The organism is Candidatus Protochlamydia naegleriophila (assembly GCF_001499655.1).
Lineage (GTDB): Bacteria > Chlamydiota > Chlamydiia > Chlamydiales > Parachlamydiaceae > Protochlamydia > Protochlamydia naegleriophila.
In genome coordinates this window covers 1,962,650-1,988,998 of the sequence record NZ_LN879502.1, presented here as the reverse complement: position 1 = coordinate 1,988,998, position 26,349 = coordinate 1,962,650, and the positions used below count along the sequence as shown (strand labels likewise).

Below are 26,349 nucleotides of genomic sequence, written 5' to 3'. Positions count from 1 at the left end.
TTGAGAGAGCTTGGCTTAGTATAGGGCCATTTTAAGCAGCAGGTTATTGCATATCAAAGGGAATTGAAAATTTACAAGGATGCTTGGTTTCTGAATCTTCTGTAACGCTTTTAAAAATAGCGGCTTTGCAATTTCCCATTGCTGGTGCTATATCGGTCGTAACAGGAAAAATATTTGATTCATTTGAATGGCAGCCAAGTGAAAATCGCTCTTTTGCGATCAGAACATTTTCGTCCATAAGCACAATGCTGCTTATGCCTATTATTGCTGTCCGTTTTGGATTAACAACATCTTCAGATATAGGCTTAATGGTTCCTTTAATTACAGCACAATTCATGTTAGGAGCTGCCTGTGTGGTAATGGGAGTAAAGAATGTCTTCTTTAATGACAATCAGAGACCACCCGTCCTAAGATTTTAGGTTATTTTAGAACAACGATTAGTCGCTCTCCGAGCTCTGATTATTTTTTATTCTGTTACCCATAGTTCGCTAATCACTCACTATGGGTTTTAAAATCAGTCGGCCTGCCGGCCTCTCGCGGAAATTATCTGTAGGCACATCATGCAAAATTTGAGTATGTTATTATCCCTGTGATTGGAATAAATGTTAACTCAGTCGGCCTTGTGTGATCCTGTGATGGATTACATTGTTAATGCTATTGCAAAGAATGGCTCTTTTGTTCTTTATGATAATGGTCGGCCTCAATGTTGAGGCATGTGAACTGAGGAGAAGGAACGGCTGATTTTACTGCAGGGTACAAGGCTAGGCGATGTCACATAGCTGTATCGAAAATTATTTACACATTATTTTTTCTACAAAAAATCGGCAACCTTTCATTGTTCCTGAAATTGAGGCACGCCTTCATTCTTATATTGTGGGAATTTCAAAAATGCAAAAGGTTCCCGTCTTAAAGATCAATGGAATGGAAGATCACATCCATATTTTGTTGAAACTCCATCCATCAGTTGCTCTTGCCACACTCATTAAGGAATTTAAGGTCTATAGTACAGCATGGATGAAAAGATCTGGATATCCTGGTTTTGCTTGGCAAGAAGGATATGGAGGATTTTCTTATTCTAAATCCATGCTTGATTCTGTCATTCACTATATTGAAAATCAAAAGCGCCACCATCGCCAGATAAGTTTTAAAGATGAAATCGAGCTCCTCAAGAAAAAATGGGGTGTGGAGTGAGAGGTTTAATCAGTCGCTCTTCCGAGCTCTACTCCATTTTTTATTCCTTTTCCCACAGTTGGCACTGTGGGCTTTAAGATCAGTCGGCCTGCCGGCCTCTCTCGCGGCAATTATCTGTAGCTACGATCTTGCAAAATTTGGGTAAATTATCCCTATGTTTTGATAACGTGCTACCTATGAGCTTGTTTGGAGAAGATCAATTGGCTTATAGTCCTTACTGCAACTAGAAGCATTGAGATTGACTTCTGTAGATTTTTAGCCATGTTTCAGAAATGACACGCCTCATATCTTGATAGCGTCCCTAAAGGGGATTCTTGCTAGAGGCCGGCAGGCCGACTGATTTTAAAGCCCACAGTGCAAACTGTGGGACAGGGATAAAAAGGAAAATAGAGCTCGGAGAGCGACTGATTAGGGTTTAGCCGGGAAATTTTCTACGGATCATTCAAAAATCGGAGGGTATCTCACTATCCATTGGTTGGAGAAGATCAGTTGGCTTACAGTCCTTACTGCAACTAGAAGTATTAAGATCGACTTCTGTAGATTTCTAGCCATTTTTCAGAAATGGCATGCCTCATTCCTATATTGTGAGATTCCTGTGCAAAGACTGAAAGCCCAGGCAGTGAGCCTGAGCTATTCCTTTATTTGACTTGGCCGATACTTGCTTGGGAAGAGTTTGTGAATCAACACACTCTCTCATCCATCAATCGCTTATCCTAAGGACCCGTTTAGCGTGGCGAAGAGCGTCAGTCTTTTTCCCTTGAGGATTCTCTTCTAAATAGGCGTTCATTTCCCTTTCTAGCTGCCTGACGCGAAGTGAGATTGTTGTCTTTTCAAAGAGAGCGCAAGCTCCTACAAGGAGTAAATTGACTGGAGCTGAAACTGGATTGAAAATAGTCATATAGACCGCCGGTCCCAGCACGATCGCATTCAAAGCTAGGGCGGTTTTCTCCCAACCTTTGATAAGAGCATCCTTATCTTTTTCGGCAGTCAGATGATCTAATTGTACTTCAAGATTGTCAACGTGTGCTGTAAGATTGGTTAAGGATTGCTCAAGATTGGTATTGTCATTTTTTAACTGGGTTACGGTTATAGCCGTGCATTTTCCCTGAAGGGCAACAATATAGGCAACTTCAGTTAATGCACTACTCAATAAAGCCACTCTTTGTTCTATGGGAATGGCCTGATCCTGCGCGGCTTCGTTGACTTGTCGAATTCGATCGAGAACTGATGCGGGGGGAGTTAGCGGGGTAATAGCATTCATAAATTTTTTCTCTTTATTAGTTTGAAGGAATGACTAAATTCAAAATAAATTAGCATTTCCGCTCTAGTCCCAAAGAAAATAGTGGATTTGCAAAAAAACGACAAGCTTAAACTTTAAACTTTAATCTTAAATTGATCGTAAATCGCTAATTTTAAAAAGGTTGAGGGTGTTTTATCGGCTTTTAAAAAATAATCGCAGAAAAAGCTTGATTTTAGCTTAAGGCTGGATCGAATAGTGATGGTTTTATCTAGCCGGCTTGGCAGTTGTTGAGCAACAGCCTTTTGATGGAAAAGCAGGATTTGAATGTTCAAATCCTGCTAAAGGAAAGATGGATTAGCCGATTTTATAGGTCGAGCGAATCATTTTTTCCAGCTTCACAGCATCCTTGGCGAAGTTGCGTATGCCTTCGGATAGCTTTTCGGTTGCCATTGCGTCGTCATTTAGCATGAGCCTAAAGGTTTTTTCGTCCATCTTAATGCGCGGGATGTCCATGGCTTCGGCTTTGGCAGCGTCGAGTTTGCGCTCGAGTTCACCTTCAGCTTCATGCAACTCTTTCAAGAATTGGGGAGAAATGGTCAAGAGATCGCAGCCGGCGAGCTCTATAATCTCTTCTTTATTGCGGAAGCTTGCACCCATCACTTGCGTTGGGTAGCCAAACTTCTTGAAGTAGTAATAAATGGATGTGACTGAAATGACGCCCGGATCTTCGGCTGGGGCATAGCCTGCCACGTTGTCATGTTTTTTATACCAGTCTAAAATGCGCCCAACGAATGGAGAAATGAGAGTTGCTTTTGCTTCAGCGCAGTGAATGGCTTGCGGCATGCTGAAAAGAAGCGTCATGTTGCAGCGGATGCCCATTTTTTCGAGTTCTTTTGCTGCCAGGCCCCCTTCCCATGTTGAGGCGAGTTTGATTAAAATGCGCTCACGTGGCACGCCCATTTCTTTGTACAGGGCGATGAGAGACTGGGCCTTATGGATGCTTCCCTCGACGTCAAATGAGAGGCGCGCATCTACTTCGGTAGAGACCCTACCAGGAACGAGTTTGAGAATTTCTGTTCCCACATTGACGAATAGCTTGTCCATCATTAGGGAAAGCTGTTCTTCGCCGGTTTTGGCTTTTTTGCTGTAATTGTAGGCATCATCCATCAAAGGTTTATAGACAGGTTTTTCAACTGCGGAGAGAATGAGAGAGGGATTGGTTGTAGCGTCGGTTGGGGCATATTGCTTGATGGCCTCAATATCACCCGTATCGATGACAACCGTCGTCATGCTTTTCAGCTGATCCAATTTATTTTTTTTCATGAATGAGCTCCTTCAATCGTGGCTTGTTCGCTCTTAATCTTAGAGAATTTTTGAATAATGGTCTAATGATGGCATATCTTTTGTTGGCTCGATGCGAAAGGTAATGGTCAGGGGGCGTTCGCCTACCATTAAATCGAGTGTCGAGTTCAACCGAGTTAAAAGAATCTTATAGGGAATCTTGATTTCGCGGTCACCAACATAAATACCAACCGAGGTATTAGATAAGATTTCTTCGGATAGGTGAATTTGGCGGCACAGATTCTCAAACTTGCGCAGCTGCCTCAGCAGCGCTTCATCACTAAAATCATACATGATCCCACAATCTGGACAATTGACGCCCCCAACGACATTTTTTTCCACGTCAAATACAGAAAATTGAATGGGTTGCTGACAGCATTGACAACTAAATTGAAGCAGATGCCCTTTTTGCATAAAAACTTAAGACCTTAAATGTTGTAAGGGATGTTCAGCGAATTGACAACAGAATAATACGACAGGAAAAGTGCCTAAAGACAATCGGTTGAATTCAGAGAACTCCTCTAAATGGGTGTAACTTTCCCTTGTATCTTAACAGGTTTTAAATGAAGGGGCAACAGCTTTTTCGCGTCGGAAAAAGGATGAAAAATGACCGATTAAAAATGCTTGCTCAAGAATCTCCATTTTTTAATCGAGCCAGGTTTCTATAGAACTCTTTGTATGCCTTCTATTTTTAATCATTTTTTAGATCTGCAGTAAAAAATGAGGGGGGAGGATGCGTGGTTTGCTTGCAATTTATTAAAAATAAACACGTTGTGGATTTAAATGGATGTTTGTGTCAATAGTTTTTTATAAAGAGCAAATTTGTTAAAATAGGGATAGAATACCCACACAGATTCTACTTGTGTGAAAGGAGAGGTTTATGAGTTGGCGCTCGATTGATTTTCGCGGTTTAAGCGACTTGGACCAAAAAATTGTAGATCAGCTTGAGCAATACTTGCATCAGAAGGAAACGCGGCTTGCTCATCAAATTCTCAACAGCATTCAGCCTACGGTGCTTGAGACGTTCTCGCCGCTCCTTCCATTTGGCGGGGGGCATTTAAAGTTATCGGAGGCGGTGGAAGGATTTACTAAGAAGGTGCGCTTGCTTGTGCAAGGGGGGATCAACGATATACCCAAAGACAATGGAGAGCGAGTCGTCAAGGAATTGAATGAGGCGCTGTGGGAATTCACCGAGGTGTTGGAGGGGAGCGTAGTAGAGCTTTTCCAGCAGATCAAGCAAGTGAGCGTCGACAGATGGCATCTGTCCATTTCGCGAGCCGTGCATGCAATCAAAAACATGCTGATTCACTACATCGAAGATGTAATGTGGGCGATCAGGCGCTTGGAGAAGCCGCTGCGGGATTATTGTGCTAGGTTTCAGCCCAAAGGCGGCATGCTGCAAAGATTGGGCTCGTATTGGCGCTCTTATGTGGATCCAACTTTGCTTAAGAATTTAAATCAGAGCGAGGCCTTTTTAAAGCAGCAGTATGAGGCTTTTGATAAGCGTTATCTCGATTACATGCACATCAGTGTCAAGGTCGAAGATGCGCTGCAAAAAATGAAAAATTATCCCATTCTTGCCCTGCTGGATGTTCCGGAACAAAATCTTTACGTGGATGTTTTCCGCCTATTGAAGGCGCTTGAAATTAATCACCAACCAAAAGGGACGTTGGCTCAAGAAACCATCCGCTCTTTAAAGCATTTGGCGAGCATCGATAGCGTTGTCAAGGTATTGCGCGTCTATTACCGCGAGCTCAAAGATGCCTTTTTCAACAGCAGTTTAGAGTTGAAGGGATTGGATAAGGACCCGGCCGTCTTTAAAGAGTCATTGGAGAAGCTAAAGGCGAAGGTGCGAGACTATCACTACGAGCTTCAGCAATTGATTTCGACGATGGGGCATTACCGCACTTTTTTGCTTAAGACAGATCCCAACCCTTATGTACGAACCAGGTGGGGGTTTTCAGAATGGGTGGTAGGCCCAGAGCCTGTCAAGGCCAAGAAAGTGCTCAATTTGATTTATTCCGGCGAGGAATTGAGTGGAGGGTATGCCCGCTTTTTCAAGTCTTTAGATCGGGATTTGATTACTCAGCAACGGCATGAGGATCAGGCTCATCAGGAAATTGAAAAGCTTCTGCACGAGATGGGGCAGCCCTTGATTTCCCGCTTCATGATGCGCAACCGTGCTGAGCGTCTGCTGGAGCAGCTGCGCGAGTGCGATGAGATAGGCAGCGCCCGCTTTGATACGATTTACTACGTCGAAGAAGTCTTGTCAAAGGCCATGCGCGAGGATTGGAAATATCATGTGTTGCATGAGTTTCCAGCCTTTCACGAACTATATAGGCAGCATCAAGGCCTTTCAGACTACATCGAAGACCCTGCGCACGCATTCCGCATGGACAGGTTCCGCTTACTCTTTGATCAGATTGAAGAGTGGATCAGCAAAGGGGATATTTATGCGCATGTGCATGAGATCGAGCTTGATGTCAATGATATGAAAACCTACCTGCAGGACTTTCTGGCTACGGTCCAACGGGCAGTCAAGGAAAAATCTTCGGATCCTTTCCTGGATGAAACCATTTACAAATTCAAACAAGAGCTGCTTGAATATCGCTACTTGTTTGGACAATTTTTCTTTGTCCTTTTAGCGAAGGATGGGAATGGGCAACTGCGCAATCAGTTTTTGTTTGTGGATCAGTACTTTGAATCGATTGAGAACTTGCTTTTTGATTTGAAGGCGACCTGGGAAGGAAAACGATAAGCTTAGTAAAAAGATTTAAAACCCTTTTACTAAGCTTATATAATTTATTAGAAGCTTGAACTTCCGTAGTGCGCATGTGCGTGCGAGCTTGAGCTACTTGAACTGCTTGAGCTGCTGTGGTGGTGGTGACGATCTGTTGTCGCAATGATGATTGCAGCAACAGCTAATGCGCCGATTGGAAGAAGAGCTGACATTGTAGATGCTCTGCTGCTGTCATCGTAAGCTGCGCTGTCACTATAGTATTCTTGGCCTTGCACTTGACCAGCCAGCAATGTCATCACTGTTGTCAAAGCAAAAAATTTATGCTAATTTTTTCATATTTTTTATTCCTTTTGATACGTGTCACGTTGAGGTTGTGATCCTACATTAATAGACATAGTGGCTATTACGGTAGGAAAAGAACCTCTAAAAGCTTTACATTTTTAATTTATGGCTTAAAATTAAAATTCTCGCAATTAAATTTTTTAACCTATCGCTAATTTTTTCCTCAGTGACTATAGCCTGTCCCATAAGAGTAGCTCGAATAGTCTGAACTGCTGTAACCTTCCATCGGGCCTAAGCCGTGATGACTACCCGAGCGGGAACTGGCGTGGCTGCTGTGGTGGCTCGAATGGTGTTTATCTGCAATTGCCCAAAAAACTCCGGCTGCCAACAGGGCGGCGATGGGAACATAAGCCGACCAGTGGGCGGAATAGCAGCTCTGCGTGTAGGCAGAATTACTATAGTCATCGTACTCATATTCCTGACTGTAAGAGGGTTGTCCATAAACGGAATGGGTTGCGAGTACAAAGAAAAGCGTTAAGGTTACACATGTTCGAATGATTTGCATAATCGATCCTTTTCTATCTGTCGTTGTAAAATACGTTTCTTTATCCATAAAAAAATAAATTTTATCAATCATTTTTGTTTTCCCTGCATTTCTTGCGAGGATCGCCATCCGAGCTGGCTGATTTTAGAGAGCATGAAGGGTGAATAAACGCAGGAGGTGAATCAGGTCCTTGTCTAAGGCAAGGAGTGACCCGTTTATTTTGCATGAAAAAGATGCTTAGGGCGGTGTTAGGGCTCTTCGCAGGGAGAATCGCTTAGGCACTCTTCGATGGGTAGGGACATTAATTCATCGTAGCTTGCTTCAAATCGATCGGGGATGATTGCGAGTTCGTGGCGTCCGATCTTGATAGTGAAGGAGTTGCCATCTAAGAGGGTTTGAATGAGTAGATTGGCATCTTCTCCATCAATCAGGAGGCGCTGTCCTCCTTGAAGAATGAAGGGATAAATGGGACGCGTGCTGTCTTCGAAGATGACTTCGATTTTGGTGCGGGAGGGGTCTTCTTTGCACTGCGGGGCTTTTAGAAAAAGAATATTCAAATAGAGGCGCGTTCCAGAGCTTGTCCGCATCATTTCGAGCTCCAGTCGAGGATTGTCGCAGTCTGGGGGTAAAAAGAGCCTTGCCGAGTTAAAACGCGGATAGCAAGCAACTATTTTCTGACATTGCCATTGACGGCAAGGTGTCGAACAAGAGGCTAGATTAAAACATGCACAAAGGATCGCAATCCTTTGTGCATGGGTGATCAGTCTGCGCAGCATTAGTAGTGACTATAGGATCCATATGAGGAGTAGCAGTCTGAGCTAAAGTGGGCATGGCTGCTTGAGCTAGAAGAAGATGAGCTGTCATGTGAGTTTTGGACGGCAATCGCGATAATAGCAACGATTGCAACGGTTCCAAGAGCAATGGCTGGGGCTAGGTTTGTTGCTGCGCGCGATTCATCGTATGCGTAGCCGCCGGTGTCGGTCACGTAGGTTACAGCTTCTAGTTGCTGTGTGGAAGCGCCGGTCATAGCGATAGCAGCAGCTAGCGCAATCATCTTCTTAAAACTTTTCATAATTTCTCCTTCAATCTCGTATTGTATTCACAAATAGTTTAAATAAGTTTTCGTTATACACAAGCATTCAATGGGCCATAGCTGAATTTTAGGTGTTTTGGCCTTGATTGATGCGGAGCTCGAAGAGCTCGTCTTCTATTTTAGTTAATAGAAGCGCTTGCCATTCTTTGCCCATGTCGCTGTATTTTTGGTTAAGCATGTCTTTGAAAGGGGTCCAAAGAGTCGTTTGGAAGCTTTCACTGTTGAAGACTTGCTCTTTTAGGGTTTCGATAGCAATATCTGGGCGCTCTCTATGCTGCTGCTCTACCATTTTTTGCCACTGCTGACCAAGCTTTTGGACAGCATTTTTCAGTTGGGTGCGCTGCTGCGTATTGACAATCATCTCAAATGCATCCTTGGCAACTCTTAGAGAGCGCATGGAGGCAAAAAATTCCTTATAAAATTGAGAGAATTCATCTTTCAAAGCAGAGGCTGTTAAAATGTAAATGGTTCCATTTTTCAGTAAGATCACGTGCATGAGGCGAACATTGCCCCATTCTGTCTTTGTATCGACTTGTGAGAGGCTTGCTGTACCAGCTTCGGTTCTAATGGTGCCTAAGTCCTTCCATTCGAAGCCTTGGGCATCGTTCATGTTTTTGATGATTTTCAGATACTCTTTTAAAGAGCCTGAATAGGGCTCTAGGCTTAAATTCATGGAAGGAGGAAAGGCTGAGGGGCCTTGTCCAACGACCATTAAGCGAACCCGTTCAGGAAGCAGTTTAGAATCTGCCATGCGCCATCCAGGCGGTGGAGTGAACAAGACAATACCGCTGTCCAATGACTCAGAGGAGCGCATCTTTGAAGGGGGATTTGGTGCGGCAGATAAGAACGGGGCGGATAATAAGCATCCGGTGCATACAGCTGAAAAAAAGAATTTTTTCATGATCGACTCCATACCTTAATTTTATAACACATCAATTTGCATTGGATGAGTTGATAATGGGAATGCCAGAGAATATAAGGACAAGGATTTTTTTTGCGATCTTTTTCTAGCAAAGAGCTAATGCGGATTAAGAATAGAAAGTTTATTGGTAGGCACAACTGATTATTGAATTCGGTAAATAAAAACCTTTTAAAAAAATAAAGGATAAATTTATAAGCTTTTTTCTTTGTTTTTTTCTTTTAGGAATTAATTTTTTAACTGATCGAAGTGGACTTCTCTCTCTATTACCAATGGACTAGTTCATTTTATTAATAAGGATAAAGGATGAATAGCATAAAAAACGGTTGTTACTGGCTGATGAGAGGTCTTTGGTTTTGCAGAGAGGTAGGAGATTTAGCTGATGACGTTCAAAAGTTGCAAGAGAATTATCAAGATCAGGTGGTTAATGCTTCTGATGTGGTAAAAGTAGCTTGCCAAATAGGAACAGTGGCTTTCGATTTTTATGTAACGAAAAAAGATTGGGAGGCTCCTGATCTCGAGCATAAAATACAAATTAAGCAGGGGGATGTCGAGAAGATTCAAAAAGAACTGGAGAAAAATAAAGCTACGTCTGCAAGGCTTCAAGCGATGGCTCTTGGTACTTCTATTTTACATGATCAATTGGAAGAAGGTAAAAGCACGTGGAATCAATGTACAATTGCGCGATTGATTGGTTTTGTCAGGAAGAATGGCGAAGTCCCCATAGAGCAAAGGATGATTGGATCTGTGGCCTGTTTACCTGTCATGACAGTAGGAGCGCTTACAGTTGATGCCTGTGTAAGAGGTTTTGATGCATGGTACGAAATATATGGGCAACATGCGAATCACATCTCATTCGAAGTAAACTATGAAGGAATTCCCGAAGCTCATCGCGACAATGCTGTTTTTGGACGCTATACGTGCGATTTAACTGGAAGGCCCATGCGTTTTCCTGTAACAGCTCCGAATCACAATGGAGAGAGAAATCATCATTTTGAAAGGAGCGCCATTATAGAATGGCTTCGTGGGCATCGAACAAATCCAGTCAATGGAGTGCCTCTTCGTCTCCATGAGCTACGTGAAAACTTACAAATGCGTCAGCTAATCGAACAAGAAATGACAAACGTGGGCATTTTATAGTTTTTGGTCACTTAAGTTTGGGAATATGATTGCAGTAGTTATTTAATTTATTTGGGAAATGGTGAGCTATGAATTATCTTTGTGCGGGTATTGATGTAGTTTCTAATGCCTGTTCGTTGGCAAAAGACATTCCTAAATTAAAACAAACAATTAGTGATTATTGGCATAAGGACAATGTAACTGCGGATGATCGTTTTAATTTAGGATTTCAAGCGACGGGTGTTGTGCTTAAAAGTACTTCCATTGTCTTAATTGTTCAGAGAATGCTTGCATCAGCAGGTTCTGAAAGTTTAAGCGTACAACAAAAAGAGAAATTAAAAGCTCTTTTGCAAAAAGAGCTCACTGCACGCATTTTATTGTTTTCGAATAAGATATTCCAAAACTACAGAGAGCGGACCGATTTTTCTCTAAAAGAAATCCTTTTTGAGGCCTCTCATCTAGTTGTTAATGGCTTGCAAGTATCTGACCTAGTAGGTATTGAAAAATCTCAATACATAGCCGCAGTTATAGATTTTTGTGAAGAGTTGCCGGCTATTATGAAATGCTTGCAACATCCGCATATCCTAAGGGAAGGAATCAAGGATTTTTGCTTTTTCCAGTATGATTACTTTTTCTCTGCTTATCGGTTAGACACCATTCCTCTTGATTTGAGCCCAATACTCACGCACAAGGGATATCGTCTTATTCCTGAGGAACATAAGAGAAATCACGTATTCAGGCATTTTAAGTGCCGATTGAGTCGATATCCTATTAGATATCCTGTTATCGTCGTTGATGATGATGGAAATCCCATGCAGCCTATGAAACTTTTTGAACGTAGCATGCTAGTGGATTGTCTAACAAGGGATATTTTTAACTATCCCAATACACAGATAGCAGTGGAGTTTGACCAGGTTAGAGAGCATTTGGGTATAAGACGGATTATTGAACTAGAAATGCAACGATTGCAAATAGAATAATGATGGAGATTACAAGATGAATTTTATAGGTATAACGGCCCGGCTTCCTATCATTCACGATATTCCCGTTCAAGATCTATGGAAACCGCCAATCTATGCTCTGACGGCTTATTTAGGGACTGTTCTCTTAAGGAAAATAGTTCCTTTAGAGCCAGAAGCTGATCGAAGGCCTATATTGCCTAAATATTTTCGAATGATTCATCTTGATTTTAACTCTATTAAAAGGCAATGCCGAAATTTCTATACACAGAGTCAGATTTTTTTAGAATACAATCTACCCATAGCAGTTTTTATTGTAGCAATCAAAACTTTGAAAAGCAGAAATATTGTAGTAAAAGAGGAGGTTTCATTGGCAATTCTGTTATTAGCCTACTGTACCTTTTCCGCTTTCATGCGTATCTCAATAGGTGCTGCTCTGATAATACTTGCAAGCTTTTTGCCAAGACATAATGCGTATTTAACAAAAGTAGCTCAGTTGAGTGAAAAAGTTGCTTGTTTAATGGATAGAGAATTTAGAAAATGTGTACCAACGGTCCGCGTAGGAGGTATTGATGCATGGCGCGAAATAAATCGACCAGCGGATCTGCTTTCATTCCAAATAGACTATGAAGGAATTCCGGAAGCTCATCGCGGCAATGCTGTTTTTGCATGCTATACGTGTGATTTAACTGGAATGCCCATGCGTTTTCCTGTAACGGCTCCGAATCGCAATGGAGAGAGAAAGTATCAGTTTGAAAGGAGCGCCATTATAGAATGGCTTCGCGGACATCGAACAAATCCTGTCAATGGAGAGCTTCTTCGCCTCCATGAGGTACGCGAAAACTTACAAATGCGCCAACTGATTGAACAAGAAATGAGAAACGTTGGCCTTTTATAGGTTTTCTAATGGTTACTTAACTTTAGGAATATGATTGCACTATAGAAAAGAGAATTGCAAACCTTTTAACAGAGAGGGATTTGCTTTCATCTGAGAATCATAATTTAAGAGAAGTTATTACAAAAAGAAGCTTCAGAATGTTCCAGTCTATCTAAAAAAAAGCAATTAGATCAATTAGTGGAGCGAATCGGATATGGGTATTTTATTCGTTCTGAAGAGGAATATCTAAGATAAATACAGAAAGAATTGAGGAGAAGGAAATGACTACTTATATATCCAATCACCGTTCGGTGTTATTGTTTGAACTCCAGCAAATTGTTGATGACGCTTTGAATGACTCACGAACTCTACAATCAGAAGACTGTGCAATCGGAGAAAAAGCGCCTGTTTATACTTTTCCTGATCGTGCACCATCTCAAGAGTTGCCTCTTATGCAGCGTATATGGGAGGGGATAACCCAAGTATCTCAAATTAATTTTTCAAATGGGGAAGAAGATTTAGATGACACAGGCTCAGCTGAAGCTTTAAGAATCATTCGCCAGCGTTTTGGCGATGAAATTCTTCCGTTTTCTGAAGAGAAATCAAAAACTTTTCAAAATGGAATTAAAATAGTGCAGTTAGAGGAGGCCATTCAAATAGATGAAACAGCTGATCAAGTTCAGAGTGAAACTCCTAATAGCAATGAAAGCTTATTTTTAATTCCTGATCCTAATTTAGAGGATCAATTGTTACCTCAAAATCGCAATGATAGGCTTCTTGAAATTCGAAGGGAAGATAATTTATTTATGCAGCATTATAATGAAGTGATGCAAAGAAGCGAGCAAGTCATTCTCGACTTAGAGAAACAGCAAGGTGAATTACGTGCTGATATTGAATTAGCTCAAGCGCAAGTACAAGATATAACTGAGAATTTGACGAGTATTAATCAACAGGTAGCTTCAATAATTCAAGTCGATGAGGCAATAGAAGAACAGATAGAGGATATAAGACTTAGTCTTTCTCAGGTTCAATTGGAGCAAGTTGAACTTGTTCATGAGTTAACCGATCGGCTATTAGATGTAGAGCGAACATACGAAGGCATAAAATCCCAGGAACAATTGGAATATCCGCATCTGTATGTAATATCCAATTTAGAAAATGGGTTAACTGAGGTTTCATCTAATTTTAACACAAAAGTTCAAGAAACACTTCATAGTGTAAGCGAAACATATGGAGGAATACTATCTCTCCAAAAGATGCGAGAAACTATTTCAACTTTTCAAGGACAACTTAAGGGATTGCCTTCTCTAATCAAAGCTACAATTATGGGCACTATTAAAGAGTCTATTAAAGAAGCATCCACTTTTATTTGGGAAAACTTCACCAACCTAGGTTGGAAAACCATTGAAGCTATTTCGAATATTGGGAAGAGCATTCTTCAATTTCCAAGGGTTGCTTGCTCTTATGTTTTTCGAAACGTATCTGTTCTTTTTGATCGAATCAATCTAGAATTAGCTGCATTATCCATTCTTTCAGGATGTGCATTGGTAATGACGGGAATTCCTTTTACTTTTGTGGCGACTTCTGTGGCCGGCTATTTATTCATAAGAAGAATGTTATAATCCAATAATTAATCGCTCTGCCTTGAAAAGGCAGAGTGATTAGCGCCTTAATGACAAGAGAGACTAGCCTATCAAATCTATAGCCTCTATAATCAACCAAAGTTAATCTGAGATAGCTCGAATGTTATCGTCTTTCTTGAAATTAGAGTGAGAGCGATTTGCGTATTCCTTGAATACTATCTGCTGAAAGATGATCGTAAACCGATTGATCGCTAATCCTCTTTCCGAGCTCACGTCTGTTTTTTTTGATTTTTCCTGATGTTTTTTACTTTTCGCTTGTCACTGCAGGCTTTAAGATCAGCCAAGTAGCCCTTTAGTCAAGCTAAAGGGCTACTTTTGCTAGATTATCCTTGTTCGAGTTCTTTTTCGTAGTGGCTATTGTCATCTTCATCGAAACAGGCTTCTTCCTCTGCCGAAAGACGAGGTCCATGATGAGGTGTCGGACCGAAGTGAATGGCAGAAAGAGGGGATGCAAAAATCAACGCACAACATAGCATAAATGAATAGTGTCGCATGTCTTCTCCAGTGTTTGATAACTTCTATTGCAAAGTATACGAAGCTTTGAGTAAAACACTATTCTTTTTTTAAAAAAAAGGGCGAGCTATGTTTACATCTATTCGGAATTATTTTGGATATCAATCTCACCAGCCATTGGAAGCGATCTATATAAGCGATGACTCACCGACCCCGCATAGAACAATCAGTACGACAGAAAAAGTGAGGGCTTGGGCTGCCAGTTGCTGGAACTCATGCGTAGAGGCTACGATTGCTTTTTTTAGGCCGCCCCAAGTTGAAAATGAGTCGCCTACATGCCAGTCTCGGACTGGCTGGGCTTGCCGCCGAGCCGTTCAAATGGTTGTCTTGCCAGGCACTGCAGTCGCAAGCTGTGTCGCGATGGGCGTTTTTGCCGGCTCCTCTTCGGAGCAAATTCTTTATCCTTTGGGAGCCATTGGGTTGGGAAGTGCCCTTTCCTTTTGGCCAGAGCTTAGTTTGCCAACCAAATTTGTTAATTTTGTCAACCAGTTGCTCGTGGGTTATTCCCTCGAAATATACTGGGGCCTAACTCAAGTGACATTGAATCTAAATGATGACGATGTGGCCGCTCATAAATCGATGGAGGCTATTTTCGTTTCACTGTCCGCTTACTATATGGCTCACCGTATCACTGAAACATTCAGAAACCAGCAGCTGGACGAGGAAAAATTGTTTCCAATCGTTCGAGGCACGAATAACGAGTTAAGAGGCAGAAATTATGGCACATCGCCATCGGTCAATGTAGAGGTTGCACGAGAGAGGCGCATAAGGCACCACAAACTGCCTCTCACCCCTTTTTTGCAAGGCTCCTTGTCCAATAAAGTAACGACTATCTTGAGTCAGCTTGCAAAAGCTTCGGCTTCTTGTAGTTTATTAATCATTGCTTACAACAGCCACAATAAGAGCTTTGAGGTTTTTAAAGATCTTGGTTGGTTTTTCGGAGGGCATCTTTTGGGAAGCCTTGCAACCCGAAAGTTATTTACAACTTGGGAAAACCTGGTGGTTAAGAACCATCGCAGGATTCCTCCTGTGTCTTTAAAAGTGATTCGATTGGCTGCCAACTTGAGCAACATTGCCCATCCTCTTGTGTCAGCACTGCCTCTCATTGTTTTCCATCCGGCAACGTATGCGCTGACTGGCGCCGCACAAGGCTATAAAGCCTTTTTAGAACAATGGAAATTTGAAGTGCTTCCCTACATTTCTGAGGATCGAAGTGCATTCCACGTCGATTTGGAGACGGAGCAAATTCAGATTGTGGGGCGCAATCAGCTAGAAGAAATCAGAGGTGTTTCATTCGATCTCCATCATCGGCTCGCCTTGGCAACAAAAGTGCGCAGAGTGGCAAACGTATTTTGGGCTGCCGGATTTTATGCCTGGTTTTCTGCCGCCATTTTAACAACTAGTCATCCGGCGGAGCATGGGGCTCTTCTCAGTCTTTTTGGATCGGTTTTAGCTGGCCGTTATATAGGAAGATTGGCCGACAACTATTTTTCGCCTGCGCTTCGGTATCAGCATGCGCTAGACCGGATTGAAAATCCTCTTAATCGAACCTACCGAAAGCTTCATATGCGCGCCATCAATACCTTTTACTTTTATCTTCATCAATACCCCGACTGGTCTATGCTGACATTCCAGTATATCATTAATAAGATTGCCATTGATGATCAGTCGCTTGTCAAAAATGACGAGTTGAAGTTGTTTTTTAGTTATTTGGCTTATGGAACCTTAGGATTTTCAATAGGTGCCAACGGGATCTACAATGACTCGACGAGGAAAAGACCGGGAACGACAATTGCTGAAAGGAATTGGGCATTGATGTTGTTTTCCGGGGATACGTATAACTATTTAGCCGAAGCTGTGCAAGGGATGAAAATGGCATAGCTGGCTTGAAAGGTTTAAATATGGCTTACCTCTAGCCCTTATAAAGGGCTAGAAATCAGGCTTATTTACATGCCATATGCGCGCAGTTGGCGCTCTTTGCGCACCAGTGCTACAATGTTAATTAAGGCCAAAGTTCCAAATACAGCTGTTCCGCGATTAGCTATAATATTGAAATGTCTGAATGCAGTGATTGCAACCACATTGCCAGCAACGCTTGCAACCATTCTAACTATGCGTGTAAATCGTGGAGCATCTCTTAAGATGGGAAAGTTAGAAAGGTTTAGCATTATATGGCTGTAAATTGTTTTAATCACAACAGCCTTCGCAACCAGGGCCGGATTTAATTCGTAGATTTTAGCGTAAGCCAAGCTTAAGCTTGCATTAACAGCTACGTTGATAGTTGCATGTTTTAATGGCCCTAACATTTAGAAATTCCTTATATTTGTGAATTGTGAGACTTGTATTATTAGTAATTACTAATTAAATGGCAATGATTGGGTTTTGTATGCGCCTATACCCTTGCTCTTGATAGATGGAACTCATGCGGCTCGCGAAGACGATGAAGTTGAGAATGGTAAATCCTGCAATGCCAATTGGCCGAAGCGCATTGAGCTGATGCAGTGCAACCGAAGTTGCCAACGAAACGGCGAAATTCATGCCTGTATAAATCCACTCGCTTGTTCGCCTATTCTGGGAACGATTAAAAGTCAGATTGACCATCTGAAATAAAATATTGTCGGCAATAATCTGAACTAAGAAAATTTTTGCAAAGTTAAAAGAAGAGGGAAGCTTATGGATGAAATAGCCGGCTCCTGCCGTGAGAATGAGCGTCGTTGATAAATCATCGATCTTTGGAATATAGATGTTTGTCATAGCCATCCTGCTAAAAGGTTTTAAATATTACCGCTTTAGTTAATTGAATAGTCTAACAAATATATTTATTTAGTTATAGATTGAATTTTCTTGTTTTTATTTTTCAATTGGGCGTTTGAAATTTTTATGTGTATAAAACTAGCCTAGGGCAAGGGGAGGGGATGTATTAGTTTTCAAAGGTGCTGGGCTTTGGCTCATAAAAGGCTTGTAAATTACCCACTCTGCAGGCTAGAGTAACTAAGATAATTCGAAAGTTGCCCTCTGAAGAACCTGAACTTTGGGATTATTTGTCCGCAATTTAGGCCTCTAACGCTTAGCTGAAAGAAGCGAGTAGTGAAAAAACGCCCTAAAAATGCGCTCTGAAGTTTTTTTTTGCGGTTCGAGCTGTGCACTAAATTTTAGGTAGATAAGCTTAAAGTTCCGGTCGAGAGGGAATAATCCGAATCGTTTTGATTCGGCCTTTAAAAATCATTCTTATAACCCTTTTTTTGGTTAGGTCAGATGAAATCATTGGAGAAAGGACAAGATAAAATTCAGCGCATTTGCGATAAGATTCGTCACGAAACGATCGAGCCAGCAAAAGTAGAGGCGCAAGATGTGATTGCGGCTGCGCATGAACGGGCAAAAGACATTATTGCGGAAGCTGAGCGCCACGCCGAGCAGTTGATCAAGCAAGCAAGAGGCCAAATCGAGCAGGAGCGAAACGTGTTCCACTCTTCACTGCAGCAAGCGTCAAAGCAGGCGTTGGAGGCTTTACGCCAAGAAATTGAGCATCACCTCTTCAACGAAGAGCTGCAGGTGGCCTTAGACAAGCAGCTTGCCGATCCCAAATTAATTGCCGATTTAATCAACGGCTTGGTGAAGGCAATTGAGAAAGAAGGCTTGAGCACGGATTTGAGCGCTGTGATTCCTCGCCAGGTATCGGCCGACGATGTGAGTGCCTTGCTGCTCGATGGAGTACGCAAGCGTTTGAAGGGCAAAGCATTGGAGATAGGTGGTTTTGCAGGTGGCGCACAATTGAGACTTCATGGCAAGAAGATGACGCTTGACTTAAGCGATCAAGCGCTAAAAGAGCTGCTTGCAAACTATGTACGCAAAGATTTCCGTCAATTGATCTTTAGTCATTAATGAAGGAATCAGATGGCAAACTATTACTATATAGGAACGTATCTTCCGCCGCTTTCATTCGATGCTCCACCAGAGATTTCGTTTACTGAATTTAAGAAGCTATTGAAAGACAATCTTTCTGAAGACGATTATCGCAAGACAAAGATCATCAGGCGCTATTATGATATTTTGAATTTGCGATCGCTTTGGTTAAGAGAGGAGCTCGATCCACACGGAGAATTGGACGAGTTGGAGCTTGAAGAGGCGCTTGCGACCCAAGTTGGCCTGCCTTCTTACGTGTATGATTTCATTGCGACTCACGAAAAGACAGAAGAGCGAATTCGCCATTTTCCTTTGCTTTTGGCTAGGTTTTTTCAGAGTGCAGCGAGCGAACAGGATCCCCTTTTACGCAAATTCTTAAATTTCGAAAGAGAGCTCCGCCTTGTTTGGACGGGGTATCGGGCGGCAAAATTGGGCCGGGACTTAAGTGTAGAGCTTCAGTATGAGGATCCAGAAGAAGATTTAATAGCTCAGTTGTTGGCTCAAAAAAACTCTAAGGTCTTTGAGCCGCCTGAGAAATATCAGGAATTAAAAATTATATTTGAAAAATACGAGGAAGACCCTCTTGCACTGCAGCGGGCGATTGATCAATACCGCGTGGCTTATATAGAAAGCTTGGTCGGCATGGCCGATACTTTTTCTATCGAACGCATTCTCGCTTACATGATACAGCTTATTATCATTGAAAAGTGGTTTGAGTTAGACAAGGATAAAGGGAAAGAAATCGTCGACACGATTGTGAGGGAGACACATTAATATGGGACAAGTTTTGGAAATTGAAAAAGAAAAACGTGCCAAGGGCAAAGTTGTCAAAGCGTTTGGAAATCTTTTACAGGTCCGCTTTGAAGGCAATATTCGGCAGGGCGAAGTGGCAATGGTGCATGTCGAAGATGTCTTGCTCAAAGCCGAGGTTATTGAAATCATTGGCAATGAAGCAAAAATTCAAGTGTTTGAAGACACGAAAGGCGTGCGATTAGACAGCCCTGTCTCTTTCACTGGCGATCTGCTAGAGGCCGAGCTCGGGCCTGGTTTATTGAGTTCCATTTTTGATGGATTGCAGAATCCTCTAGTCGAAGTAGCTGACCTGTCCGGCTTCTTCTTGCCAAAAGGGGTTTATCTTCCAGCTCTTGACCGCAAGCACCGCTGGGACTATGAACCATCGGCCAAAGTTGGCGATGTGCTGGTCCGTGGCGATACGCTTGGATCGACAAGGGAAGGGCGCTTTCAGCACCGCATCATGATTCCATTTACGTTGTTTGGCAAGTATCGCTTGACATGGGTCATTGGGCCTGGTTCTTACAATGTTGACACGGTTGTTGCAAAAGCTGTTGATGAAGCTGGCCAAGAGCATGCTTTTACTATGGTTCAGAAATGGCCTGTTAAGAATGCCATGCTGCAAGGGGAGAAAATCAAGCCTACTAAAATGATGGATACGGGTGAGCGAATCATCGATACGCAGTTTCCTCTCATGAAAGGAGGAACCTTTTGTACGCCGGGGCCGTTTGGGGCCGGCAAGACTGTTTTACAGCACCATCTTTCCAAGTATGCCGATGTGGATATTGTGTTGTTTGTTGCATGCGGAGAGCGCGCTGGCGAGGTGGTTGAGGTCTTGAGAGAGTTTCCTCACCTGATCGATCCTCATACTGGCGAAACGTTAATGAAGCGCACAGTTATCATTTGCAATACGTCTTCGATGCCAGTTGCTGCGCGTGAATCGTCCATTTACATGGGGATTACTATTGCTGAATATTACAGGCAGATGGGGTTGGATGTTTTGGTGTTGGCTGACTCGACGTCCCGTTGGGCACAGGCGCTTCGTGAAATGTCTGGGCGCTTGGAAGAGATTCCAGGTGAAGAGGCTTTTCCAGCCTATCTGGCTTCCCGCATTGCCGAGTTTTATGAGCGTTCAGGCGTCGTCGCCTTGCGCCATGGCAAGCCTGGTTCTATTACCATTGGAGGCGCTGTTTCCCCAGCTGGCGGAAACTTTGAAGAGCCTGTAACCCAGGCGACATTAGCGGTTGTAGGAGCCTTTTTAGGGCTTTCCCGTTCCAGATCAGATTCTAGACGTTATCCTGCGATTGATCCATTGATGTCGTGGTCTAAATACGTTGATGCTGTCGGGCAGGAACTGAGCCACCAAGTCGAAGGGTGGGATAAAATGGTTAAGCGTGCCCGCCGCATTTTATTTGAGGGTAATGACATTGGAAAGAGGATGGAGGTCGTGGGCGAAGAGGGGATTGCCATGGGTGACATGCTGACCTATCTTAAGGCCGAGCTTTATGATTTTAGCTATCTTCAGCAAAACGCGTTTGATAAAGAGGATGCGTATTGCCCTTTAAAGCGGCAGATTGCTCTTTTTGAGTTGATCAATCACATTTTCGAGACTGATTTTAAATTTCACACGCATGATCAGGCGCGCGAATTTTTCTTGGAATTGCAAAACCGTATTAAAAATATGAACTTTGTTCCATTCGAATCGGAAGAATACCGCAAAGCTTTTGCTCATATTAAAGGCTTCATAGAACAAGCTCACAAATAACTAGGCAACCAGAGAGTCTCAAGAGATGAAAATTGTTTACGATCGAATCAATAATATGCGCGGCAACTTGATCACAGTCACAGCCGAAGGGGTGGGTCTTGGGGAGCTTGCACGTGTAGATTTAAAAGATGGACGCAGCATCTACGCCTCTGTGTTGCGCATTGATGGCGACCAAGTGACGCTGCAGGTTTTTCAAAGCACGCGTGGAATTTCCACAGGTGACCGGGTCACCTTTTTGAACCGTCAAATGCAGGCCATTTATGGGGATGCTTTGCTAGGAAGGCGTTTGAGTGGCGCAGGAGCGCCGGTTGACGGCGGCCCGCAAGTTGTTGGAGAGTCTATTGATATCGGAACGACCTCTTTCAATCCTGTTAAAAGGATTGTTCCGCGCGATATGGTTCGTACAAATATTCCGATGATCGATGTCTTTAACTGCTTAGTCAGATCGCAAAAGATTCCAATTTTCTCAGTTCCCGGCGAACCTTACAATGCGTTGCTCATGCGTATTGCCAATCAGACCGATGCCGATGTCGTCGTCATTGGTGGAATGGGGCTCACATTTAAAGAGTATCAGGCCTTTATCGACAATGCAGAGGCTGCTGGAACGATGAATAAGACGGTGATGTTTATTCATCGTGCGACAGATCCGGCCGTCGAATGCCTCCTCGTGCCTGATATGGCGCTTGCTTGTGCAGAGCGCTTTGCGACGGATGGTAAGAACGTCTTGGTCTTATTGACCGACATGACTGCTTTTGCCGATGCGATTAAAGAGATTGCCATTACGATGGACCAGGTTCCATCGAACCGCGGCTATCCGGGATCGCTTTACTCGGACTTAGCTTCCCGCTATGAAAAGGCGGTATCGATCGAAGGAAGCGGCTCGATTACGGTCATTGGTGTGACAACAATGCCTGGAGATGATGTCACGCACCCGGTTCCTGATAATACGGGCTACATCACGGAAGGGCAGTTTTACTTGCATCATGGACGGATTGATCCTTTTGGATCGCTGTCCCGTTTAAAGCAATTGGTCATCGGTAAAGTCACGCGTGAAGACCATGGAGAGCTTGCGAATGCCATGATTCGCTTATATGCAGAATCTAAAAAAGCGCGTGAAAGACAAGCGATGGGATTTAAGCTCTCTCGCTGGGATGAAAAGCTGCTCGCTTACTCTCATCTTTTTGAAGATCGGATGATGAATCTCGAAGTGAATTATACCTTAGAACAGGCTTTGGACTTAGGGTGGGAAACATTGGCTGAGTGCTTTCAGCCAAATGAAGTTGGAATTAAGCAGGCCGTTGTTTCTAAATATTGGCCACAGGCTATTCAAACAGTCTAAGAAAGGGAAATTCTAAATTCGCATGGGGAGTCATCTGTGGCAGAAGTGAAGTTAACAAAAAATGAATTGCGCGATCAGCAGACTCGCTTGGCGCAGCTCGAAAAGTACTTGCCGACTTTGCAGCTTAAAAAAGCGATGCTGCAAGCGGAGGTGCAAGAGGTACGCCTGGAAATTCATCGGCTTGAGCAACTGCTCGAAAAAAAGCAGAAAGAGGTCAATGTCTTTAGCAGCCTGCTTGCGACTAAAACAAGCATTGATCCTATGCAGGCCGTGCGTATAAAGAGCGTTGCGAAGCGCTATGAGAACATTGCCGGAGTCGAAGTGCCATATTTTGAAGGGATTGAGTTCGAAGATTTTACCTACAGTCTGTTTGAGACTTCCCCTTGGGTTGACTCGGCTATTTTGGGATTGCGTTCGCTTGTGGAAGTGTGTGAGCATATTAAAATTGCAAATGAACAAAAGCAGGCGCTTGAAAAAGAGTGGCGCGAAGTGTCCATTCGGGTCAATCTCTTTGAGAAAATTTTGATTCCCCGGGCTATCGAAAATATTCGCACCATTAAGGTGTTTTTAGGCGATCAGCAGCTGGCGGCCGTGTCGCGTGCTAAAGTAGCCAAGGCAAAGATTGAAGCTAGCAAGCAAGCTCGTTCTGCAGTGCAACAGGAAGGAATCTAGATGCGTAAAGATGTTAAGAAATTCTTGTTTTTGGGTCCTGAAGACGAGAAAAAGCAATTTTTTAAGCAAGCTCAGGCGCTTGGGGTTATTCATTTCATCGATCCCCATCAAAGCTCTTCTAAGGATATTCCAGAGGACGTGCAGCGGCTGACCTCTGCGATTAAAGTTCTGCGTGGCTTGCCTATCATGGAACAGGAGGAAAACTTTCAAGGCCTTCATGACGATGCCATTGTCGAACGCATTTTGACTCTTCACCGCGACAATGAAAAGTTACAAGAAGAAATGAGGGTCTTGAGGCTGGAGATTGCCCGCATTGAGGTATTTGGCGATTTTTCATTGAGAGATCTGACAGAGGTTGAAAAAGAGGGGAAGCGAAGGATTCAGTTCTTTGTGGCTCGCCCAAATCTGTTCCAGAATGCTGAATTGCCCGAGGAATTGATTTATGTGGCGTCGGATCACAATCTCGACTATTACGTAGCGATTAATGAGCGTCCCGTGGCCTATGACAAGATGATTGAGATCAAGATTGAACGCTCGCTTGGCGATTTGCGCAAGCGGATGGTTGGAGCAAAGGCAGAGCAGCATGCCATCGATCAGCAACTTAAATCATATGCCAAGTACAATGAGTTTTTGCATCAGGCATTGGTCGACAAACTGAATCGGTATCATCTCAATAATGCTCAAACGTATGTACAGCAGGCCATGGACGGTTTGCTGTTTGCCGTTGAGGGGTGGGTACCTGCGACTAAGGTCGATCAAGTGGAAGCATTGATACAGAAGCTCAACGTCTATGCTGACGAAGTCGCCATTGAGCCTGCCGACGTGGTGCCAACCTACTTGGAAAATAGTGGTTTTGGCCGTTTGGGCGAAGATTTGGTGCATGTGTACGATACTCCCTCAGCTTCAGACAAAGACCCCTCAAAATGGGTCCTTTGGTGCTTTACGCTCTTTTTTGCTTTCATCATCGGGGATGCCGGCTATGGCCTCGTTTACCTGGCGCTAGCGCTTTTCTTGCGCTATAAGTATCCCAATTTAAAAGGAGTAGGCAAAAGGGTTTTGAATCTTTTTACCGTTCTTTGCGTTGGATGCATTGTCTGGGGGACTCTCATGACGTCTTTCTTTGGCATGCAGATTGACATTAACAACCCCATTAGAAAGATTTCGCTTGTCCAGTGGTTGGCGGAAAAAAAGGTGGCGTATCATATCGCCCATAAAGATGCCAGTTATGAGCATTGGGTAAAGGAGTATCCTGAACTTGGGAATGAAAAAGATGCCTATCAATTTGTTTCATTCGTCCCCAATTGGGAACCGAGTCGGGGGCCTGTCGTTTTGAGCAAGGTAAGCGATTCGATCATGTTTGAGTTGGCACTCTTTATTGGTGTTGTGCACTTGCTCTTATCTTTACTCCGCTATGGTTGGCGCAACATTCCCAATTTGGGATGGGCACTCTTTCTGATTGGAGCGTATCTTTATTTTCCCTCTTATCTTCAAACGCCTAGCTTTCTCAACTTTATTGGGGGGTGGGATTTGACAGAAGGGGGCAAGCTTGGTTTGCAATTGATGATTGGCGGAATAGCTTTTGCTTGGCTCTCATCCATTTGGAAAAATGGCTGGACAGGCATCTTTGAGATTACTGTCTTGATTCAAGTTTTTGCCGATGTCCTGTCTTATTTGCGCCTTTATGCATTAGGGCTCGCTGGTGCGGTAGTTGGTGCCACCGTCAATGAGATTGCAAGCGGACTTCCACTTTTAGCCTCTTTATTTTTGGTTATGGTTGCACACTTCGTCAATCTGTTGCTTGGAACCATGGGAGGCGTTATTCACGGCTTGAGACTTAACTTTTTGGAATGGTATCACTACTCCTTTGAAGGAGGAGGCAAAAAGTTTCAGCCGCTCAAATTATTAAAAATCGAATAAATCAATGAGGAGATCACAATGGATTTCAATATGGTAGGTCCTGCAATGGCTTTGGGCTTGAGTAGTATCGGATGTAGCATTGGCTGCTGGATTGCAGGCTCTGCATCGCATGCTGCCATGAGTCGTACTGAGGAAGGGCATGGAAAGTTTATTGGTATGGCAGCAGCGCCTTCTTCGCAGGTTATTTACGGGTTTTTGTTGATGCTGCAAATGAGCCGAGCGATTCAAGCGGGAACGCTTTCACCTGTATCTGCCATTGCTATCGGCATATTCTCTGGCTTGGCAATCGGCATTTCTTCCATTTATCAAGGCAAGGTGTGTGCAACGGGTATTCAGGCGAGCTTGAAGCAGCCTTCAGTGTATGGTAAGTGCTTTGCCGCGATTGGTATTATCGAGTCGTTCGCACTTTTCGCCTTCGTTTTTGCCCTCTTGATCATCTAAGCTTTTAGCTGGGGGCATTATCGAATGCCTTACAGATGATCATTCCTAATATAAAACCCAGGCTTGGCCTGGGTTTTATATTAAATCATTTGCTTTGTTACATCTCGCTTAATAAAGCTCTCTTTTTGAACTCTTCATCGCTCAATTTTCAGCCTATATTCACTTGTGCTATCGTTAAAAGATGCGGCTTGCTTTAGCTTTGATTTGCAACTAAAAATTTTTTCCTACATGTAAAATTTATTTATTTTAAAATAATAGTTTATTTTATGGTTTTTTAGGAAAAACTAAAGCTGTGGATTTTTTAATAAGAACATTATTTTTTCATTATAAAGGATGGATAGGATGAGTATTGAGAGCGGGATTGCAAGGGCGTGGCCTTTCGTAGTGGCTGGTTACTGTGTTGCGCATGGAATTGGAAATATAAACACATACTTAGTTAGTCATTCACCTGCTAGTCTTCTAAAAATAGGAGCTTTGCAATTCCCATTAGCATTGGTAATAGGAGGAGTGGCGGTAAAGGTGTTCGATTCTATTGGATGGGGACCAAGTGAAGTTCGCACTTTAACTGTTTTGGCTTTAACTGCAGCGAGTACAACCCTGCTTACTGCAGCAGTATCTGTGCATGTAGGTTTCACCACGTCTTCTGATGCCGGTCTTTTAGTTTCTCTGGCAACTTCTCAATTGATTTGTGGAGCTGCTTGCGTATCGATGGGGGTCAAAAATATTCTGTATGGCGACAATCAGAGTCCACCCCGGGTCATTTATTAGGGCTCTATTTGAACTCGTGATGACATTCGGCTATCAGATGATTGTCCGCAAGTGGTATCTCCTATTGCCGTACGGGCTATCGTATGGCAAGGCATTCAGCACGAGCGTCAGCATATATTGTTGCCTCCTTCAGATAAAAAACTTGGCTTCGTCTAGAAAATGCGCATCAGTATTAGAATCATCCTAACAGGCGTAACTTGGGTGAGCGTGAAAGTTAGGTTAATGATTTGTGTTAATTAGAAAATATTTTAATTAGTTGATCGAAAGATCTTATTCTACTGATTTTTCTTT

28 protein-coding genes are annotated in these 26,349 nt (G+C 43.0%); 16 read left to right on the top strand and 12 right to left on the bottom strand.

Annotated elements, in window-relative coordinates:
- Positions 1-43: 43 nt before the first annotated feature.
- Positions 44-337, bottom strand: coding sequence for a hypothetical protein (locus PNK_RS08360; protein ID WP_059061443.1), 294 nt, complete (start codon positions 335-337; stop codon positions 44-46).
- Between the two features lie 431 nt (positions 338-768).
- On the opposite strand from PNK_RS08360, the gene tnpA reads away from it, so the two are divergent.
- Positions 769-1,191 (top strand): IS200/IS605 family transposase, encoded by a 423-nt coding sequence (gene tnpA, locus PNK_RS08355; RefSeq protein ID WP_032124137.1) that lies wholly within the window; start codon positions 769-771, stop codon positions 1,189-1,191.
- Positions 1,192-1,891: 700 nt separating this feature from the next.
- Here tnpA and PNK_RS08350 read toward each other — a convergent pair.
- The 3 genes from PNK_RS08350 to PNK_RS08335 all read right to left on the bottom strand — a co-directional run bounded on the left by PNK_RS08350 (position 1,892) and on the right by PNK_RS08335 (position 4,186).
- Positions 1,892-2,452: a hypothetical protein gene (locus PNK_RS08350; protein WP_059061441.1), complete on the bottom strand. Its 561-nt coding sequence runs from the start codon at positions 2,450-2,452 to the stop codon at positions 1,892-1,894.
- Between the two features lie 333 nt (positions 2,453-2,785).
- Positions 2,786-3,754, bottom strand: coding sequence for a transaldolase (tal, locus tag PNK_RS08340; protein ID WP_059061439.1), 969 nt, complete (start codon positions 3,752-3,754; stop codon positions 2,786-2,788).
- A 39-nt stretch (positions 3,755-3,793) separates the two neighbouring features.
- Positions 3,794-4,186, bottom strand: a complete 393-nt coding sequence (locus tag PNK_RS08335; protein ID WP_032124141.1) for a hypothetical protein — start codon at positions 4,184-4,186, stop codon at positions 3,794-3,796.
- 466 nt (positions 4,187-4,652) lie between these two features.
- On the opposite strand from PNK_RS08335, the gene PNK_RS08330 reads away from it, so the two are divergent.
- Positions 4,653-6,530, top strand: a complete 1,878-nt coding sequence (locus PNK_RS08330; protein WP_059061437.1) for a hypothetical protein — start codon at positions 4,653-4,655, stop codon at positions 6,528-6,530.
- 47 nt (positions 6,531-6,577) lie between these two features.
- On the opposite strand, the gene PNK_RS13475 is transcribed toward PNK_RS08330, so the two are convergent.
- The 5 genes from PNK_RS13475 to PNK_RS13465 form a co-directional block, all read right to left on the bottom strand.
- Entirely contained in the window at positions 6,578-6,808 is a 231-nt protein-coding gene (locus PNK_RS13475; protein WP_162264041.1) for a hypothetical protein, read from the bottom strand.
- 209 nt (positions 6,809-7,017) lie between these two features.
- The gene (locus tag PNK_RS08325) at positions 7,018-7,431 is read right to left on the bottom strand and encodes a hypothetical protein (protein ID WP_032124144.1); all 414 of its coding nucleotides are present in this window, start codon (positions 7,429-7,431) and stop codon (positions 7,018-7,020) included.
- A gap of 155 nt (positions 7,432-7,586) precedes the next feature.
- On the bottom strand, positions 7,587-7,928 hold the full coding sequence (locus PNK_RS13470) for a hypothetical protein (RefSeq protein WP_158021762.1): 342 nt from the start codon (positions 7,926-7,928) through the stop codon (positions 7,587-7,589).
- Between the two features lie 185 nt (positions 7,929-8,113).
- Entirely contained in the window at positions 8,114-8,410 is a 297-nt protein-coding gene (locus PNK_RS08315) for a hypothetical protein (RefSeq protein ID WP_197560203.1), read from the bottom strand.
- Positions 8,411-8,498: 88 nt separating this feature from the next.
- Entirely contained in the window at positions 8,499-9,182 is a 684-nt protein-coding gene (locus PNK_RS13465; RefSeq protein ID WP_096030661.1) for a hypothetical protein, read from the bottom strand.
- Here PNK_RS13465 and PNK_RS13460 point away from each other — a divergent pair.
- The 5 genes from PNK_RS13460 to PNK_RS08290 all read left to right on the top strand — a co-directional run bounded on the left by PNK_RS13460 (position 9,181) and on the right by PNK_RS08290 (position 13,927).
- Complete coding sequence (locus PNK_RS13460; protein ID WP_158021761.1) at positions 9,181-9,351, top strand: hypothetical protein; 171 nt, start codon at positions 9,181-9,183, stop codon at positions 9,349-9,351. The two genes, PNK_RS13465 and PNK_RS13460, sit on opposite strands and share 2 nt — an antisense overlap.
- 305 nt (positions 9,352-9,656) lie before the next feature.
- Positions 9,657-10,490 carry a U-box domain-containing protein gene (locus PNK_RS08305; RefSeq protein ID WP_032124146.1) on the top strand — a complete coding sequence of 278 codons (834 nt, stop codon included), beginning with the start codon at positions 9,657-9,659 and terminating at the stop codon, positions 10,488-10,490.
- Positions 10,491-10,558: 68 nt separating this feature from the next.
- Positions 10,559-11,449 carry a hypothetical protein gene (locus tag PNK_RS08300; protein ID WP_059061433.1) on the top strand — a complete coding sequence of 297 codons (891 nt, stop codon included), beginning with the start codon at positions 10,559-10,561 and terminating at the stop codon, positions 11,447-11,449.
- Between the two features lie 16 nt (positions 11,450-11,465).
- A complete protein-coding gene (locus PNK_RS08295) occupies positions 11,466-12,326 on the top strand; it encodes a U-box domain-containing protein (RefSeq protein WP_059061432.1) in 861 nt (286 codons plus the stop codon).
- Positions 12,327-12,586: 260 nt separating this feature from the next.
- A complete protein-coding gene (locus tag PNK_RS08290; RefSeq protein WP_059061430.1) occupies positions 12,587-13,927 on the top strand; it encodes a GumC domain-containing protein in 1,341 nt (446 codons plus the stop codon).
- A gap of 344 nt (positions 13,928-14,271) precedes the next feature.
- On the opposite strand, the gene PNK_RS13455 is transcribed toward PNK_RS08290, so the two are convergent.
- Positions 14,272-14,442: a hypothetical protein gene (locus tag PNK_RS13455; protein WP_158021760.1), complete on the bottom strand. Its 171-nt coding sequence runs from the start codon at positions 14,440-14,442 to the stop codon at positions 14,272-14,274.
- 88 nt (positions 14,443-14,530) lie between these two features.
- Here PNK_RS13455 and PNK_RS08285 point away from each other — a divergent pair, with 88 nt between their 5' ends.
- Entirely contained in the window at positions 14,531-16,342 is a 1,812-nt protein-coding gene (locus PNK_RS08285; RefSeq protein WP_059061428.1) for a hypothetical protein, read from the top strand.
- Positions 16,343-16,407: 65 nt separating this feature from the next.
- Here the strand turns inward: PNK_RS08285 and PNK_RS08280 are convergent, their stop codons facing one another.
- Entirely contained in the window at positions 16,408-16,767 is a 360-nt protein-coding gene (locus PNK_RS08280) for a hypothetical protein (RefSeq protein WP_059061425.1), read from the bottom strand.
- 55 nt (positions 16,768-16,822) lie between these two features.
- A complete protein-coding gene (locus tag PNK_RS08275; RefSeq protein ID WP_032124152.1) occupies positions 16,823-17,215 on the bottom strand; it encodes a hypothetical protein in 393 nt (130 codons plus the stop codon).
- Between the two features lie 501 nt (positions 17,216-17,716).
- Between PNK_RS08275 and PNK_RS08270 the strand changes: the two genes are divergently transcribed.
- From PNK_RS08270 to PNK_RS08235, 8 genes are all read left to right on the top strand, one after another.
- Positions 17,717-18,343 (top strand): V-type ATP synthase subunit E, encoded by a 627-nt coding sequence (locus PNK_RS08270; protein ID WP_059061424.1) that lies wholly within the window; start codon positions 17,717-17,719, stop codon positions 18,341-18,343.
- Positions 18,344-18,355: 12 nt separating this feature from the next.
- Complete coding sequence (locus tag PNK_RS08265; protein WP_059061423.1) at positions 18,356-19,138, top strand: DUF2764 family protein; 783 nt, start codon at positions 18,356-18,358, stop codon at positions 19,136-19,138.
- Position 19,139: 1 nt separating this feature from the next.
- A complete protein-coding gene (locus PNK_RS08260; protein WP_059061422.1) occupies positions 19,140-20,921 on the top strand; it encodes a V-type ATP synthase subunit A in 1,782 nt (593 codons plus the stop codon).
- 25 nt (positions 20,922-20,946) lie between these two features.
- Positions 20,947-22,260 carry a V-type ATP synthase subunit B gene (locus PNK_RS08255; protein WP_059061421.1) on the top strand — a complete coding sequence of 438 codons (1,314 nt, stop codon included), beginning with the start codon at positions 20,947-20,949 and terminating at the stop codon, positions 22,258-22,260.
- Between the two features lie 36 nt (positions 22,261-22,296).
- A complete protein-coding gene (locus PNK_RS08250; protein WP_059061420.1) occupies positions 22,297-22,932 on the top strand; it encodes a V-type ATP synthase subunit D in 636 nt (211 codons plus the stop codon).
- Positions 22,933-24,849: a V-type ATP synthase subunit I gene (locus PNK_RS08245; protein ID WP_059061419.1), complete on the top strand. Its 1,917-nt coding sequence runs from the start codon at positions 22,933-22,935 to the stop codon at positions 24,847-24,849.
- 18 nt (positions 24,850-24,867) lie between these two features.
- Positions 24,868-25,290 (top strand): ATP synthase subunit C, encoded by a 423-nt coding sequence (locus PNK_RS08240; RefSeq protein WP_032124159.1) that lies wholly within the window; start codon positions 24,868-24,870, stop codon positions 25,288-25,290.
- 342 nt (positions 25,291-25,632) lie between these two features.
- Positions 25,633-26,058, top strand: coding sequence for a hypothetical protein (locus PNK_RS08235; protein ID WP_059061418.1), 426 nt, complete (start codon positions 25,633-25,635; stop codon positions 26,056-26,058).
- Positions 26,059-26,349: the final 291 nt, after the last annotated feature.

What these genes read in the sequence shown, in the direction of transcription:
- PNK_RS08360 (WP_059061443.1), bottom strand. Translation starts at nt 337, where the DNA reads ATGAATTGTGCTGTAATTAAAGGAACCATTAAGCCTATATCTGAAGAT.
- tnpA (WP_032124137.1), top strand. Translation starts at nt 769, where the DNA reads ATGTCACATAGCTGTATCGAAAATTATTTACACATTATTTTTTCTACA.
- PNK_RS08350 (WP_059061441.1), bottom strand. Translation starts at nt 2,452, where the DNA reads ATGAATGCTATTACCCCGCTAACTCCCCCCGCATCAGTTCTCGATCGA.
- tal (WP_059061439.1), bottom strand. Translation starts at nt 3,754, where the DNA reads ATGAAAAAAAATAAATTGGATCAGCTGAAAAGCATGACGACGGTTGTC.
- PNK_RS08335 (WP_032124141.1), bottom strand. Translation starts at nt 4,186, where the DNA reads ATGCAAAAAGGGCATCTGCTTCAATTTAGTTGTCAATGCTGTCAGCAA.
- PNK_RS08330 (WP_059061437.1), top strand. Translation starts at nt 4,653, where the DNA reads ATGAGTTGGCGCTCGATTGATTTTCGCGGTTTAAGCGACTTGGACCAA.
- PNK_RS13475 (WP_162264041.1), bottom strand. Translation starts at nt 6,808, where the DNA reads ATGACATTGCTGGCTGGTCAAGTGCAAGGCCAAGAATACTATAGTGAC.
- PNK_RS08325 (WP_032124144.1), bottom strand. Translation starts at nt 7,431, where the DNA reads ATGATTGATAAAATTTATTTTTTTATGGATAAAGAAACGTATTTTACA.
- PNK_RS13470 (WP_158021762.1), bottom strand. Translation starts at nt 7,928, where the DNA reads ATGATGCGGACAAGCTCTGGAACGCGCCTCTATTTGAATATTCTTTTT.
- PNK_RS08315 (WP_197560203.1), bottom strand. Translation starts at nt 8,410, where the DNA reads ATGAAAAGTTTTAAGAAGATGATTGCGCTAGCTGCTGCTATCGCTATG.
- PNK_RS13460 (WP_158021761.1), top strand. Translation starts at nt 9,181, where the DNA reads ATGCGCCATCCAGGCGGTGGAGTGAACAAGACAATACCGCTGTCCAAT.
- PNK_RS13465 (WP_096030661.1), bottom strand. Translation starts at nt 9,182, where the DNA reads ATGGCAGATTCTAAACTGCTTCCTGAACGGGTTCGCTTAATGGTCGTT.
- PNK_RS08305 (WP_032124146.1), top strand. Translation starts at nt 9,657, where the DNA reads ATGAATAGCATAAAAAACGGTTGTTACTGGCTGATGAGAGGTCTTTGG.
- PNK_RS08300 (WP_059061433.1), top strand. Translation starts at nt 10,559, where the DNA reads ATGAATTATCTTTGTGCGGGTATTGATGTAGTTTCTAATGCCTGTTCG.
- PNK_RS08295 (WP_059061432.1), top strand. Translation starts at nt 11,466, where the DNA reads ATGAATTTTATAGGTATAACGGCCCGGCTTCCTATCATTCACGATATT.
- PNK_RS08290 (WP_059061430.1), top strand. Translation starts at nt 12,587, where the DNA reads ATGACTACTTATATATCCAATCACCGTTCGGTGTTATTGTTTGAACTC.
- PNK_RS13455 (WP_158021760.1), bottom strand. Translation starts at nt 14,442, where the DNA reads ATGCGACACTATTCATTTATGCTATGTTGTGCGTTGATTTTTGCATCC.
- PNK_RS08285 (WP_059061428.1), top strand. Translation starts at nt 14,531, where the DNA reads ATGTTTACATCTATTCGGAATTATTTTGGATATCAATCTCACCAGCCA.
- PNK_RS08280 (WP_059061425.1), bottom strand. Translation starts at nt 16,767, where the DNA reads ATGTTAGGGCCATTAAAACATGCAACTATCAACGTAGCTGTTAATGCA.
- PNK_RS08275 (WP_032124152.1), bottom strand. Translation starts at nt 17,215, where the DNA reads ATGACAAACATCTATATTCCAAAGATCGATGATTTATCAACGACGCTC.
- PNK_RS08270 (WP_059061424.1), top strand. Translation starts at nt 17,717, where the DNA reads ATGAAATCATTGGAGAAAGGACAAGATAAAATTCAGCGCATTTGCGAT.
- PNK_RS08265 (WP_059061423.1), top strand. Translation starts at nt 18,356, where the DNA reads ATGGCAAACTATTACTATATAGGAACGTATCTTCCGCCGCTTTCATTC.
- PNK_RS08260 (WP_059061422.1), top strand. Translation starts at nt 19,140, where the DNA reads ATGGGACAAGTTTTGGAAATTGAAAAAGAAAAACGTGCCAAGGGCAAA.
- PNK_RS08255 (WP_059061421.1), top strand. Translation starts at nt 20,947, where the DNA reads ATGAAAATTGTTTACGATCGAATCAATAATATGCGCGGCAACTTGATC.
- PNK_RS08245 (WP_059061419.1), top strand. Translation starts at nt 22,933, where the DNA reads ATGCGTAAAGATGTTAAGAAATTCTTGTTTTTGGGTCCTGAAGACGAG.
- PNK_RS08240 (WP_032124159.1), top strand. Translation starts at nt 24,868, where the DNA reads ATGGATTTCAATATGGTAGGTCCTGCAATGGCTTTGGGCTTGAGTAGT.
- PNK_RS08235 (WP_059061418.1), top strand. Translation starts at nt 25,633, where the DNA reads ATGAGTATTGAGAGCGGGATTGCAAGGGCGTGGCCTTTCGTAGTGGCT.